Genomic DNA, 13,095 nt, shown 5'->3' with positions numbered 1-13,095 from the left:
CTCAGGCCTCGGTCAGCTCGCCGCAGTCGGCGATGACGACTTTCTTGCTGGTGCGACCGGACTGCGAGCCCAGGGCTTCGATGGCCTTGACCACGTCCATGCCTTCAATGACTTTACCGAAGACGACGTGTTTGCCGTCCAGCCACTCGGTCACGATGGTGGTGATGAAGAACTGGCTGCCGTTGGTGTTCGGGCCAGCGTTGGCCATCGACAGATCACCCGGGGCGGTGTGCTTGAGGGTGAAGTTTTCGTCTTCGAACTTGTTGCCGTAGATCGACTTGCCGCCGGTGCCGTTGTGGTTGGTGAAATCGCCACCTTGCAGCATGAAGTTCTGAATGACGCGGTGGAACGAGGAGCCTTTGTAGCTCAGGCCGTCGCCTTTCTCACCGGTGCACAGGGCGCGGAAGTTCTCGGCGGTTTTCGGCACGACGTCGTTGTGCAGTTCCATCACGATGCGGCCCATTGGCTCGTCGTTGGCGGTGATGTCGAAAAATACTTTGGAGTTTGCCACGTGGTTTTACCTTCTATCGAGTTTGGCGCGACTGTCGCGCAAGGGGTATAGGGTTGCACAGAAACGCCATTGGGCGTGTCCGTGCGTCGTGAAAAAAAGCTTTAGCCGCCGCTGACCTCGACTGTGCTCAGGCCATTGCCCTGGCGCCGAACCTGAATCTGCACGGGAATTCGCTCGTGCATTTCCTGCACATGGGAAATCACCCCGACCTTACGGCCCTGCGCCTGCAGCCCGTCGAGGGCGTCCATGGCCAGTTGCAGTGACTCGGGATCCAGGCTGCCAAAGCCCTCGTCGATGAACAGCGATTCGATCTTCAGCGTGCTGGACGCCATGGACGCCAGGCCCAGCGCCAGCGCCAGGGACACCAGGAAGGTTTCACCGCCCGAGAGCGAGTGGACCGAGCGCAGTTCGTCGCCCATTTCGGTGTCCATTACCAGTAAGCCGAGCATGCTGCCGCCGCGCTTGAGGCGATAGCGCCGCACCAGTTGCTTGAGTTGCGCGTTGGCGTGGTGCACCAGCAGATCCAGATTGTAGGCCTGGGCGATCTTGCGGAAGGTGTCGCCGGTGGCGGAGCCAATCAGCGCATTGAGCCGGCCCCAGCGCTGATACTCGGCCTGCGCCCCGGCGATGCGTGATTGCAGTTCGCTGCTGGCATCGCGTCGGCGGTTGTCTTCGCTCATTTGTGCGCGCAGGTCCGCGCACAGCTGGTCCTGAACCCCCGACTGCGCCTGCACGTCGGTCAAGGTGGCGAGCAACTGCTCGGCATCGACGCCATCACTGTGATGCGCCTGATGTTGCTGCAATTGCGCGGCGCGCTCATCCACCAGCACCCTGGCTTGTTCCAGCGCTTTTTCGCTGCTCTGCAGCTGCTGGCGCAAGCCGCTGACATGCTCGTCGCTGAGGCCCAGTAAGGTGTCCAGTGCAGCATCGTCCAGCTCGCTGTGGCTGGCGCGCCACTCCGCGATCTGCCGTTCGAGCTCCGTCAGTTCCTGTTGCAAAGCCTGCAGCCGCTGCTGTTCACCGTCGAGCTCTGCGGTCAGCTTGATCAATTCGCCCCGTGCGATCTGCAATCCGTCTGCGTTGGCCGCCAGGGCCTGGCGCGCGTGCTCCACGGCTTGCTCAAGCGCTTGCTGCCAATGCTCCGGCGAGCGGTATTCGCCTAACACCTGTGCCAGTCGCTGCTGCGCCGTCTGTTGCAGCTCGCGACGGCTGTCCACGTGCGCCTGCAGCTTCTGATGCTCAGCTTGCCGAGCCTGCTGGGCTGTCTGCTCACGCTCCAGTCTCAGCGCGCGCTCGGCGTGCTCCTGCTGCTCGGTCTTCTGCTGGTCGAGCTGCTCGACGCGCGCGGCGATGTCGTTGTCCAGCTGCATGAAACTCTGCGTCGCCGAGTCGCGCCATTGGGTCAGGCTCTCGGCAGGCAGCAGCGGCTCGAACTCTTGCAACGCCGCCTCGAACGCCTGATTATCCAGCGCGATGTTGCGCTGTTGATCGTCCAGCCCTTTCATCGCCTGCTGACTGGCTTCGCGCGCGTCCAGTACCTGTTGCTGCAGTGACTCGGCGTCGCGCTGCACTTTCAGCAAACGGGCCTGGCGCTGCTCGGCGGTGAGGATGTCCTGCGCCAGTTGGTGCAGACGCTCGCTCAGCCAGTCCCCCCGCAGGTGCTCGGGCTGTTCAAGCAGGCGCGGGTACAGCGGGTGTGCCTCCAGCTCAGGGGCGAGGGTTTGCAGCTGTTCGGCCAGCTGATCGTGTTGCGGTTTGGCCTGTTTGAGCTGGTTGTTCAGTTCGGCGACTTCCGCGCGCAGCTCGGCGAGCTTTTCACTGAGCTGCCCGACGGCTTGCCGCGCGCGCGCTTCTTCGCCGTCGTCGTGGCCCGACAGCGCTTCAAGCAGCGCCTCGGACTGGTGATACGGATGTTCTTCGCTGCCACACACCGGACACGGTTGCTGATCGATCAATTGCCCGCGCAGCTCTTCGACGCTGGCACTGCGCGCAAGCCGCTGACGCTGCAGCAGTTCGACGGTGACCTTCAGCGCTTGCTCGGCGGTCTCTTGCTCGGCCTTGAGTTTCAGGCCCTGGGCGATGCGCTGGGCACGACGCTCGGTGGCCTCTTGCTGGCGCGTTTGAAGGTCGAGCAGGCGGTTGGCGACCTCCTGATGACGCTGCCACAGGCGTTCAAGGGTGTCGCTGGCACCGTGCTGCTGACGATTGTCCTGCAGCAACTGCCCCAGCCGTTCCACTTCCTGACTGACCGCATCCGCCTTGACTTCGGCGGTGTCATAAAGCGCCTGCAAAGCGCTGCGGCGTTCGCTGAGCGTCTGCTCGGCAAGGGTGGCGTTTTTCTCCAGCTGCGGAAGCTCGGCGCGCCCCTGGATCAGTCGCGCGCTGAGCTGCACGGTCTGTTGAAGGCGCGGGCGGTAGGCGTTCCATGACTGACTCAGGGTGCTCAGCGCTGCGCTGTGCTCCAGTTGTTCGGCAATGACCTGCAGGCGTGCTTCAAGCTGCCGTTGCTGCTCGGCGAGTTGATCAAGCGTTGCCTGCCCCTCGCGACTGGCATTGGCCGCAGCCTGCGCCTGTTCGTCGAGTTGCTGCAGTTCTTGATTCAGGTGAGTAAGGCGGGTCTGCTGCTCGAACGCTTCACTCAGCCCCGGCCGCGCCTGGCCAAGCTGTTCCTGCGCTTGCTGGAAGGCGAGCTCGGCGTGAGCTTTTTGGCTGTCCAGCGCTGCAATTCGCGCATCGAGCGCGGTCTGCTGCACGTGGTGAGCTTGAATGGCCGCCGTCAGCGGTTGGACCTGCACTTGAAGCCTGGCCCGCTGGGCAAACAGATGCCGCTGTGGCGCCAGCCGCTCCAACAGACCCAGTCGTTGGCGATCCGCGCTCTGTGCATCCCAGGTTTGCTGTGCGCTGGTCAGTTGTTCGTTGGCGGCCTCATGGCTGTCACGCAACCGGTTCAGCTCCTTGAACCATTGCTGCTTGAGCTCCAGTTCGCGCAGCTGTGCCTGAACCTGCTTGAGCTGCTGTTGAGCTTCGGCGAAGCGCTGTTCCAGTTCGGCGCGCTGTTCAGTCTCCATGGGTGTCAGCGTGCCGGCCTGGGCCTGAAGGGTTTTCAGTGCTTCTTCGGCTTCCTTGCTTTTGCTGTAGGCGCGACGACCCAGCTGGCTATAGATCGCCGTGTCGGTGAGCTTTTCCAGCAGTTCGCTGCGTTCTTTGTCGTCGGCCTTGAGGAAGGCGCTGAACTCACTCTGCGCCAGCATCACGGCGCGGGTGAACTGCTCGAAGTTCAGGCCCAGCCGCGCTTCGAGCAGGGTTTTGTACTCGGTCTTGTTCTGCGTGCTGAGAATCTGCTCGCTGTCCAGATCGATCAGCGTCTGGCGGCTCGCCTGGAGCTTTTTCGTGGCGTTGTCGCGAGCGCGGTTGGCTTCCCAGCGTGCGCGGTAACGGCGCTTGTCGATGCCGACGAAGTCCACCTCGGCGTAACCGCTGCCGGTGCCGCGACGCAGCAGGTTGCGCGGGTCGTTGGTGCTGATGTCGCCATCGATCTCCGGCACACGAGACTGGCCGATGTTGTTTAGTCGGGGAATCGCGCCGAACAGCGCCAGGCACAGGGCATCCAGCAACGTGCTCTTGCCCGCGCCGGTGGGGCCGGTAATGGCAAACAGGCCAGCGCTGGCAAGGGGTTCGGCGGTGAAATCCAGCTCGAACGGGCCGGCCAGCGAAGCCAGGTTTTTCAGGCGGATGGCGAGGATTTTCATGGTTGTTCGCTCTCCAGCTGCACGTCTTGAAGAAGGGTGGCGAAATCCTGGAGGGTCTGTTCGTCGACCTCGCTGCCGTAGCTGTCCTGCCAGGCGCGGCTGAACAGCTCCTGTGGGCTCAGTTGGTCGAGTTCGATCAGGTCCTGCCGGGCGTCTTCATCGCGACCGCCCTTGCCGGCGTATTCGGCAGCGATGCGCACCAGCCGCACGGCCTTGTTTTCCAGCGCAGCCTCGATCTGGTTGCGCAGGTCGGGTTGCGGCTCGTCAAGGCGTACGCGGACTTCAAGCCACGGCTGACGGTCGACGTCCGCCAGGAGGTCTATGTCCGGAAGGTCACGCAGTTGCAACAAGAGCTCGGCCAGCGGCGCCGGGCCTATGCGTTGCAGGTTCACCGCGCGCGGGATCAGCAGCGGTTTGACGCTGACGAGCTTGTCGCCTTCGCATTCGATTTCGAGGATCTGGTGCTGGTAGCCAATTTCCGAAAAGGACAGCGGAATGGGCGACCCGCTGTAGCGAATCCGGTCCTCGCCGTTGACGCGCTGCGGCTTGTGCAGATGCCCCAGGGCGACGTAGGTGATGCTCTCGCCAAACAGGCTGGCGGGCAGGGCTTCGGCGTTACCGATGATCAGGCTGCGCTCGGAGTCTTCCGACACCGAGCCGCCAGCCATGTGCGCGTGGCTGATGGCGATCAGTGCCTGGCCTTTCTTGCGCCGTTGATTCGCTGCGGCGATCAGCATCTCGTGGACCTGACCAATGCCGCGCAGGTAGTTGTCGCCCAAGGCGGCACCCGTTACTTCGGCCGGGCGCAGAAAGGGCAGCGCCAGGCACCAGCCCAGCACTTTGCCCTTGGCGTTGGTCAGTGGCAGCAGCAAGCGATCGACGTCCAGCACGCCATCGTCGAGCCAGAGCACACGGCCCAGCGCGTGGGTGCGCAGGCGTCGCATCAGCGGCGCGGGTAACTCGATGCGCGAGCCGGAGTCGTGGTTGCCGGCGATCATCACGATGGTCACCTGGGGGTTCTGCTCGTGGGCGCTGACGATGAAGTCGTAAAGGCGCTCCTGGGATTTGACCGGCGGATTGACCGTGTCGAAGATGTCGCCGGCAATCAGCAGGACATCCGGCTTGCGTTCGGCCAGGCGGGCCAGCAGCCAGTTGAGGAAACCGGCATGTTCGAAATCTCGCTCCTGACCGTGAAGGTTCTGGCCAAGATGCCAGTCGGAGGTGTGGAACAGACGCATGGGGGTACCTTGGTTTAACGATCAACACATCCTGTGGAAACGCGCTTGCCCGCGATGGCGGTGGGTCTGTGCCAGGTTCGCGACCCGACACCCTGTTCATGGGCAAGCGCGCTCCCACGGTGGGACGCGCTGATCGGTGAAATTATTTCGGATACAGCGGCGGCAAGCTGTCGCCTCCGCCCGGGTCCTGGGTTTTTTCGATGGCGGGCAGCGCTTTGACAGCGCGCCAGAGGTCTTCACCCAGCCACAGTTTTTCGGTCTCGCTATAAAGCGCACCGTTCAGCCCGTCCAGCGCATTGGACAGCGGCACGAAGCGTGCGGCCATGTCGGCCAGGGTTTCGGGCTGCTGACGCGCCCAGGCATCGAGTGCCTGGCGGGTAGCATGCGGGTCGTTGGCCAGGCTCGCGCGTTTCAGGTCGTCGAGCACTGTACGCGGACTCGGGCCTGTTTGCGCGACCCGCGCCAGGGCCGGCTGCCAGCGCCCACGCCACCACAGGCCAAAGCCCAGCAGCGTGGTAAAGCTCAGCAGCACCGTGCTGAGCTGCCACGGCCAGACCGGCGGGCCGATCACGGTGACGTTGTTGTCGCTTACCGGCGTGTCCACCGCAAGTGCGGGGTTGATGCTCACTTGCAATGTGCGGGCGGGCAGGGCGCTGTGCTCCAGATGATCTTCCTGCGTGTTCCACCAGACCAGATCCACCGCTGGAATGTCGATGGCACCGGGACGATTGGGCACTAGGGCCTCGCGCTCCTCGCGCACGCCGGTCAAGCCTCGCTCACCGGGCTGATTGCTCAACTGCGGCTGGTCCGGGTAGCGCCGCAACGCACTGACGTCGGTGGCCGGAAGCGGCGGTAACTGCGCGCTCGAAAGGCCTTCGGCCTTGAGTTGCAAGGTGCGGGTGAGGGAATCACCGACCTGGCTATGGGCCGGCTCCGGGCTCCAGCTTTCGCTGAGGCTGACGCTGCGCGCGGGCAGCCACGGCACGTCAGTGGGGTAGTGCGCCGGTTGCGGCCTGACGTTAAGCGTCAACGGCAGCGACGTGACGTGCATCAATCGACCGGGTTTCGGCCCGCTTGCAACCGCTCCCGGCCCCATGGCCGCCGCTGCGGTCGCATCGGTGGTGTCCTGAACCAGCGTCGCGCTGAACGCTTGCGCCGGTATGGTCAGGTCGCCGCTGTGCTGCGGGTACAGCGCGTAGCGCATCTCGATGACGCCGTGGCGAATGCCGTTGATCTGCTTCTCGTAGGTGCGCGTGTCGCCGAGCTTTTCAACGCGCGCATCCGGCACTTGCAGCGGTGTCAGGCTACTGTCGTCGAACAGCGACACCGAGTGATAGATTCGCACGGTCAGCAGTGCCTGGGCCTGAACGTACACACTGTCCTGGTCCAGGCTCGCCTCCATGAATACCGGGTCGAGTTTTTGCGCCTGGCCCTGCGCCGCCGGACCGACATCGACCACCTGCAGCACAATCGGCTGGCTGGTCATTTCCCCCAGCTTCAGCGGCGGGATTTCAATCGATCCGCTGTGGCGCGGCATCAACGTAATCAGCCAGCGCGTGGTGGCGTGGACATTGCCTTCCAGCGTGGTGAGGCTGTTGAGCTGACGCGTGTCGCGCACTTCGAAGTCAGCGTCGAGCCCGCTCATGTCGGGCCTGCCGAAGACCGTGGCGTCGTCGGTTTCAAGGGTCAGTTCGACGGTCTCGCCGGTGTTGACGCGCGTGCGGTCGACGCTTGAAAGCAGCGTCGAGCCAGCGCTGTCGGCCTGGGCCAGCCCTGCGCACAGGCATAACATCCCTGCGATCAACCACCTGTGCAGACGACTCATCGGGTCTTTTCCTGATGCTGCTGTTGTTCGTACCAGAATTTGCGCCGCAGCAGTTCACCGGGTTCGTCGGGAATCTGCCTCAGCCACTGTTCAAGCGCCTGTTTCTGTTCGCCATCAACCTGCCCTTCGGCGGGCCTGCCAGCGGCGCGGGCCGGACCGTCGGCGTCGCCACCCGCACCGGAAGCCTCCTGGTCGGCAGCATTTTGCTCAGCCTCCGGCGGGCGGTTTTCATCCGGGTCGCGTGGTGCTGACGACGCGCTCGACGATGAATCCCCGGCACTGCCCTGGCGCGCGTTATTGCCGTTCTCGTCAGTCTCGGCCTTGGTCTCGGTTTCCGACGGGTTCGCCGTTTTGTTCAGCTCCAGCACTTGTTCCACCAATGCCTTGTTGGCCAACGCTGCCGGAAAGTCCGGCTGACGATCCAGCGCCTGTGCGTAAGCGTCGATGGCGCCTTCGAGCTCACCGCTGCGGGCCAGCGCATTGCCGCGATTGTAATGGTCGACGGCGCCGCTGCCTTGGGCAAAGCGCTGGGCGGCGCCTGCGTAATCTCCCGCCTGGTAGAGCGCAACGCCTTGCCAGCGCGGGTCCTGGAAATGTCGCGCGGCTTCTGCCGGGTGATGGCGTCTGAGCAGGCGCTCACCCTGTTGGTCCGGCCGGCGCCACAGGTCCTGGAAATCAAAGGCATAGCTGGCTTGAGGCACGGTCATCAACAACAAGGGCAGGCACAACAGCCAGCCGCGTCTTCCGGCACAGCCGGCCAGCAGCAACAGCGGCAGCAGCAGCCAATAACCCTGATCGGCCCAGCGGTCGAGCCGCACTTTCTGGCCCTCACTGATGAGACTTTTCGGGCCGTCGAGCAGCCCGAGGTCGTTCAGATCCTGATTGTCCAGGCGCAGGGCGGTGTAGCGGCCGGCCATGCTGTCGGCGAAGTCTTTCAGTACCGGCCCGTCAAGACGCGGTACCAGAATGCCGCCCTGAGCGTCTTTCAGAAAGCCGCCTTTCTCCTGGGTGACCGGTGCGCCTTCCGCAGTGCCGACACCCAGCATCAGTAACGCAGGCGCGTCGCGGCCGGTCATGGCCGCGCGGATACCCTGACGCTCGGCCTCGCTGAGGGATGAACCAATCCACAGCAAACGCCCCTGACCGAGGTCGCCCTGTTCAAGCAGGTCAAGCGCCTTGCGCACGGCCAGGTCTGCGCGCTGACCGGCCTCGGGCATGATCGACGGCCTGATTGCATCAAGCAGATTTTTACTGGTCGCCAGATCGTCGGACAGTGGCACCAGCGTATGGGCGCTGCCGGCGTAGACGATGATCGCGGTCTGTGAGTCGCTGCGCGCTTGCAGCAGGTCGAGAAGCTTGCGACGCGCCTGCTCCAGGCGCGTAGGCGGGCTGTCGGCCGCGAGCATTTCCGGAGTCAGCTCAAGCATGACCACCAGCGGGTCGACCGGCCGTTGGCTGTTTTGCTCGACCCGCTGCCAGCTGGGACCCAGCAAGGCCAACACCGCCAATAACCAGCCAATCCCCAGCACGATCCATGGCAGCTTGCTTTCTCGGCCGCCACCGCCACTGAGCAGCGCCGAGTGGAAAGCGCTGGGCAAAATCATCTGCCAACGGCCCACGCGCTTTTGCCGATTCCACAATCGCCACAACAGCCAGCCGAGCAGCGGCAGCAGCAGTAGCCAGCCGGGGCGCAGCCAGTGAGGCCAGAGACTGGCGAGAAATTCCATCATGGGCGCCTCAGCAGGCGCTGCACGCGTTGACGCCAGCGCGCGACCTGCGCAAACACCGGGGCGAAGGCAAACAAGCGATACAGCGCGTTGTTCGGCCAGCGTTCCTGGATCACCAGCAAAAGGCTCAGCAGCAGCGCCATTGCCAGCGGCCAGTGATACAGCGAGTGGGCAGGGCGCGCCTGGGTCGGTTGTTGCGCGACAGGCTCCAGCCGGTCCAGCGCCTTGCCTATACCGGCCAGTTCGACGCCGTTGCGCGCCCGGAAGTACTGCCCGCCGCTGACAGCGGCGATTTCCCGCAGGGCCGGCTCGTCCAGGTCGAGGCTCGGGTTGAGGCCCAGAATGCTGGTCGCGCCCTTGTCAGGATCGGCGCCGATACCAATCGGGTAGATCTTCACGCCCTCGCTGGCCGCCAGACGCGCAGCGGTTCTCGGGTCGATCTGGCCCGCGTTGTTGGCGCCATCAGTGACCAGGATCAGAACGCGACTCTGGGCCGGGCGTTGGCGCAGGCGTTTCAGGGCCAGGCCGATTGCATCGCCGATGGCGGTGTTCTTGCCGGCGATGCCGATCCGCGCTTCGTCCAGCCAGACGCGTACGGTTTTGCGGTCGAAGGTCAGCGGCGCCTGCAGATAGGCCTGGCTGCCGAACAGAATCAGGCCGATGCGATCGCCCTGGCGGTGCTCAAGAAAATCCCCCAGCAGCGTCTTTACCAGCGCCAGGCGGCTGACCTCGTCGTTTTTCCACATCATGTCCGGGTAATCCATCGAACCCGATACGTCCACGGCGACCAACAGGTCGCGGCCACTGGCAGCCACCGGCAAAGGCTCCCCCAGCCATTGCGGGCGGGCGGCGGCCATCAGCAGCAGGAGCCAGATAGCAATAAACGGAAGCTGCCGTCGCCAGCCCGGCAGATGTGCTCGCGCACGGCGGCCGGCGAGACCTTCCAGCTCCTGAAGAAAGCTGACCTTCAAAGCAGCTTCGCCACTGTCTGCGGGGGGCAGCAACAGGCGCATCACCCACGGCAGCGGCAGCAGGAGGAAAAGCCACGGCCAGGCGAACTCAAACATGCTTGCGAATCCAGGTCTCGACCGACAGAGTCAGGCCGTTGATGGCCTTGTCGTCCAGCTTGCACTCAGGCTTGTAGGCGCCTTCGACGAGAATCATCCAGCGTGTCAGGCCGGCAGCCGGGCAGCGGTTATCGAGAAAGGCCAGCCATTTGCGTCCGTTGAGCGTGTGGCTCTGGCTGTAGGGGTAATGATTGCGGCACAAGCGCTTGAGCAGACCGTTGATCTGCTGCAGCCAGGCACCGGCTGGCGCACCGTCGTAAGGTTTGGGCATCTGCGCGAGTTCGACCAGGGCGGCCTGGCGCAGCGGATCCAGCGCTTCAACGTTCTCGCGCGGGGCTTTTTTTGGCAGCAGCGTGCGTGCGCGCCACAGACCATAGGCCAGTGCCGGCAGCAAAATCAGCAGCAACCACCAGCCGGGTGCAGGCGGCCAGGCGCTAATCGGCTCCGGCAGAATCAGCGGCTGCAATTGGTCCAGCGCACTCATGGCTGTTTCACCGGACGTTGACCGTTAAGGTATTCGCGCAGTTGCTCAACCATCTCGCGCTGAGTGCTCAGCGGCATCATCAGCACCCGCAGCTTCTGCGCGAGCAGTTCCCAGCGCGCCTGACGCGCTTCGCCCTGGGCACGGTAGCTTTGGCGCAAATCGGCATTAAGGGTGTCGAGTTCCAGGTGTGCGCCCCGGTCGGCAAAGCGCAACAGGCCGGCGGCCGGCAACGCATGATCCAGCGGATCGGACAGCGGCAACAGCAGCAGGTCGCAGTGGCGCGACAGCAAGGCCAACTGCTGCTCGGCGGAATCGGTCAGCGCGCGCTCGTCGCAAAGGATGATCGCCAGGCTGCCCGGGCGCATGACCTCACGCGCGCGGCGCAACGCTACCCCGAACGTGTCGCGGTCGGCAGCGGCCTCGGTGTGCAGCGATTGATTGACCCGCACCAGCCGGTTCAGCAGCTGCAGCAGGCTTTGCTTGCTGCGTCGGGGTTTGATTTCGTAGTGCTCGTTGTCACCGAACACCAGCCCGCCGACGCGATCGTTGTGCCCCAGCGCGGCCCATCCCACCAGCGCCGCGGCCTGCGCGGCGAGCACCGATTTGAACATCAGCCCGGAGCCGAAAAACAAACGCCGGCTCTGTTCGACCATGATGAAGATCGGCCGCTCGCGTTCTTCATGGAACAGTTTGGTGTGGGGCTCCTGCGTGCGTGCGGTGACGCGCCAGTCGATGGTCCTGACGTCGTCGCCCGCCTGGTACACCCTGACCTGATCGAAGTCGACGCCGCGCCCGCGCAGTTTGGAGTGGTGCAGACCAATCAGCGGGCTGCGCTGGCTGGGGGTCGAAAACAACTGCACTTCACGCACGCGATGCCGCATCTCGATCAGCTCGGCAAGGCTGATGCGGATGCCCGGTTGGGAGATCAGGTAGGGTTGCATGGGGTCAGGCGACGGCCACGACGTCGAGGATGCGCTGGATCACACGGTCCTGGTCGATGCCCGCCGCCTCTGCTTCAAACGACAGGATGATGCGGTGGCGCAGGACGTCGAAGACCATCGCCTGGATGTCTTCGGGACTCACGAAGTCGCGTCCTGCCAGCCAGGCATGGGCGCGGGCGCAGCGGTCGAGTGAAATCGAACCCCGCGGGCTGGCGCCATAGCCGATCCACTCGGCCAGTTCGGCGTCGAACTTGGCCGGCGTACGGGTCGCCATCACCAGCTGCACAAGGTATTCCTCCACCGCATCGGCCATGTACAGGCCGAGAATTTCCTTGCGTGCAGCGAAGATAGCCTGCTGGCTAACCCGGCGCTCCGGCTTGGTTTCGCCGTTGAGTGCTTCACCACGGGCCTGCTGGAGAATCTTGCGTTCGACGGTTGCGTCAGGAAAGCCGATCTTGACGTGCATGAGGAAGCGGTCGAGCTGAGCCTCTGGCAACGGGTAGGTGCCTTCCTGCTCGATAGGGTTTTGTGTCGCCATCACCAGAAACAGCGGCGACAGGTCGTAAGTGCTGCGCCCGACGCTGACCTGGCGCTCGGCCATGGCTTCCAGCAGCGCCGATTGCACCTTGGCCGGCGCGCGATTGATCTCGTCCGCCAGCACCAGGTTATGGAAGATGGGGCCTTGCTGGAACACGAAGCTGCCGGTCTCAGGGCGATAGATTTCGGTACCGGTGATGTCGGCGGGCAGCAGGTCGGGGGTGAACTGGATGCGGTGAAACTGGGCTTCGATGCCTTCGGCCAGCTCTTTGATCGCCTTGGTCTTGGCCAGACCCGGTGCGCCTTCGACCAGCATGTGGCCGTCGGCCAACAGCGCGATCAGCAGGCGCTCAACCAGTTTCTCCTGCCCGAGGATCTGGGTGGAGAGAAAGGTTCGCAGCGCGATCAACGCTTCACGATGTTCCATCGATGACAGTTCCTGGCAGGAGAGGCAGCAGCGCCAGGTGGCGCCGAAGCTGGGGGCGTTACTTTAATCCATCGCAAGGGCGCCGACTAATCGGCCGATGGCTTTTTTCGGCTTTTCAGCCAGGGACTGGGCAAAAACAAGAACTGTCTTACATTTGTGTCACTGGGCGCCCGTAGTTGACAGGCTCTCAGTTGATCTGGCTGACGTAGGTGCCGACGTCCTTGAGGATGATTCGCAGCGTGGCGTCCAGCTCGGCCAGTTCATTGGCGGGGGTGCTGTGGGTGATGTCGTAGGCCGTGTCGCCGCCCAGGGGTTTGGCATCGCTGGCGTCGATTTCCACCACTAGCCGAGTGGCGCTGAGCGTGACGGTGATGTTGTCTTCGACGTGGATAGTGTCGTCACGAAAGGTAATATCGACCTCATCCTCGTCGGGAAAGCGCGCGAGCAAGAACAAATCACCGGTGCTGCTGCCATGACAGCATGCCAGCGCCATGTCGTCTTCTTCTTCGTCGCATGGGTTGTAGATGAAGCTGTCGGTGGTCATGAGCATGGCGGCTATTTCTCTGTCGTGGTTCAGGGCAGGTGGGAT

The 13,095-nt window shown here is 63.8% G+C and carries 10 protein-coding genes; all 10 read right to left on the bottom strand.

Translation table 11 applies throughout. From position 1 onward, the window contains the following. Window position 1: 1 nt before the first annotated feature. Window positions 2-511 carry a peptidylprolyl isomerase gene (locus LT42_RS13170; protein ID WP_037013702.1) on the bottom strand — a complete coding sequence of 170 codons (510 nt, stop codon included), beginning with the start codon at window positions 509-511 and terminating at the stop codon, window positions 2-4. Between the two features lie 101 nt (window positions 512-612). Then, window positions 613-4,260 (bottom strand): AAA family ATPase, encoded by a 3,648-nt coding sequence (locus tag LT42_RS13165; protein WP_037013700.1) that lies wholly within the window; start codon window positions 4,258-4,260, stop codon window positions 613-615. Further along, complete coding sequence (locus LT42_RS13160) at window positions 4,257-5,498, bottom strand: exonuclease SbcCD subunit D C-terminal domain-containing protein (RefSeq protein ID WP_037013698.1); 1,242 nt, start codon at window positions 5,496-5,498, stop codon at window positions 4,257-4,259. The genes LT42_RS13165 and LT42_RS13160 overlap by 4 nt, the downstream gene beginning before the upstream one ends. Window positions 5,499-5,640: 142 nt before the next feature. Continuing rightward, window positions 5,641-7,323 carry a BatD family protein gene (locus LT42_RS13155; RefSeq protein ID WP_037013696.1) on the bottom strand — a complete coding sequence of 561 codons (1,683 nt, stop codon included), beginning with the start codon at window positions 7,321-7,323 and terminating at the stop codon, window positions 5,641-5,643. Further along, window positions 7,320-9,050, bottom strand: coding sequence for a VWA domain-containing protein (locus LT42_RS13150; RefSeq protein ID WP_037013694.1), 1,731 nt, complete (start codon window positions 9,048-9,050; stop codon window positions 7,320-7,322). Before LT42_RS13150 ends, LT42_RS13155 begins: the two co-directional genes overlap by 4 nt. Beyond that, window positions 9,050-10,117 (bottom strand): vWA domain-containing protein, encoded by a 1,068-nt coding sequence (locus LT42_RS13145; protein ID WP_037013692.1) that lies wholly within the window; start codon window positions 10,115-10,117, stop codon window positions 9,050-9,052. The genes LT42_RS13150 and LT42_RS13145 overlap by 1 nt, the downstream gene beginning before the upstream one ends. Then, window positions 10,110-10,601, bottom strand: coding sequence for a DUF4381 domain-containing protein (locus LT42_RS13140; RefSeq protein WP_037013691.1), 492 nt, complete (start codon window positions 10,599-10,601; stop codon window positions 10,110-10,112). Before LT42_RS13140 ends, LT42_RS13145 begins: the two co-directional genes overlap by 8 nt. After that, complete coding sequence (locus tag LT42_RS13135) at window positions 10,598-11,542, bottom strand: DUF58 domain-containing protein (RefSeq protein WP_037013689.1); 945 nt, start codon at window positions 11,540-11,542, stop codon at window positions 10,598-10,600. The genes LT42_RS13140 and LT42_RS13135 overlap by 4 nt, the downstream gene beginning before the upstream one ends. A gap of 4 nt (window positions 11,543-11,546) precedes the next feature. Further along, a complete protein-coding gene (locus LT42_RS13130) occupies window positions 11,547-12,506 on the bottom strand; it encodes an AAA family ATPase (protein ID WP_037013687.1) in 960 nt (319 codons plus the stop codon). Window positions 12,507-12,693: 187 nt separating this feature from the next. Continuing rightward, window positions 12,694-13,056: a hypothetical protein gene (locus LT42_RS13125; RefSeq protein ID WP_037013685.1), complete on the bottom strand. Its 363-nt coding sequence runs from the start codon at window positions 13,054-13,056 to the stop codon at window positions 12,694-12,696. Window positions 13,057-13,095: the final 39 nt, after the last annotated feature.

The sequence above is a fragment of the Pseudomonas lutea genome (assembly GCF_000759445.1).
GTDB classification, from domain to species: Bacteria; Pseudomonadota; Gammaproteobacteria; order Pseudomonadales; family Pseudomonadaceae; genus Aquipseudomonas; species Aquipseudomonas lutea.
The sequence above is the reverse complement of the archived record's forward strand: the minus strand, read 5'-3'. Positions and strand labels throughout refer to the sequence as shown.

Excerpts from the sequence above, each read along its gene's own strand:
- LT42_RS13165 (WP_037013700.1), bottom strand. The coding sequence starts at position 4,260 with ATGAAAATCCTCGCCATCCGCCTGAAAAACCTGGCTTCGCTGGCCGGC.
- LT42_RS13160 (WP_037013698.1), bottom strand. The coding sequence starts at position 5,498 with ATGCGTCTGTTCCACACCTCCGACTGGCATCTTGGCCAGAACCTTCAC.
- LT42_RS13155 (WP_037013696.1), bottom strand. The coding sequence starts at position 7,323 with ATGAGTCGTCTGCACAGGTGGTTGATCGCAGGGATGTTATGCCTGTGC.
- LT42_RS13150 (WP_037013694.1), bottom strand. The coding sequence starts at position 9,050 with ATGGAATTTCTCGCCAGTCTCTGGCCTCACTGGCTGCGCCCCGGCTGG.
- LT42_RS13145 (WP_037013692.1), bottom strand. The coding sequence starts at position 10,117 with ATGTTTGAGTTCGCCTGGCCGTGGCTTTTCCTCCTGCTGCCGCTGCCG.
- LT42_RS13140 (WP_037013691.1), bottom strand. The coding sequence starts at position 10,601 with ATGAGTGCGCTGGACCAATTGCAGCCGCTGATTCTGCCGGAGCCGATT.
- LT42_RS13135 (WP_037013689.1), bottom strand. The coding sequence starts at position 11,542 with ATGCAACCCTACCTGATCTCCCAACCGGGCATCCGCATCAGCCTTGCC.
- LT42_RS13130 (WP_037013687.1), bottom strand. The coding sequence starts at position 12,506 with ATGGAACATCGTGAAGCGTTGATCGCGCTGCGAACCTTTCTCTCCACC.
- LT42_RS13125 (WP_037013685.1), bottom strand. The coding sequence starts at position 13,056 with ATGCTCATGACCACCGACAGCTTCATCTACAACCCATGCGACGAAGAA.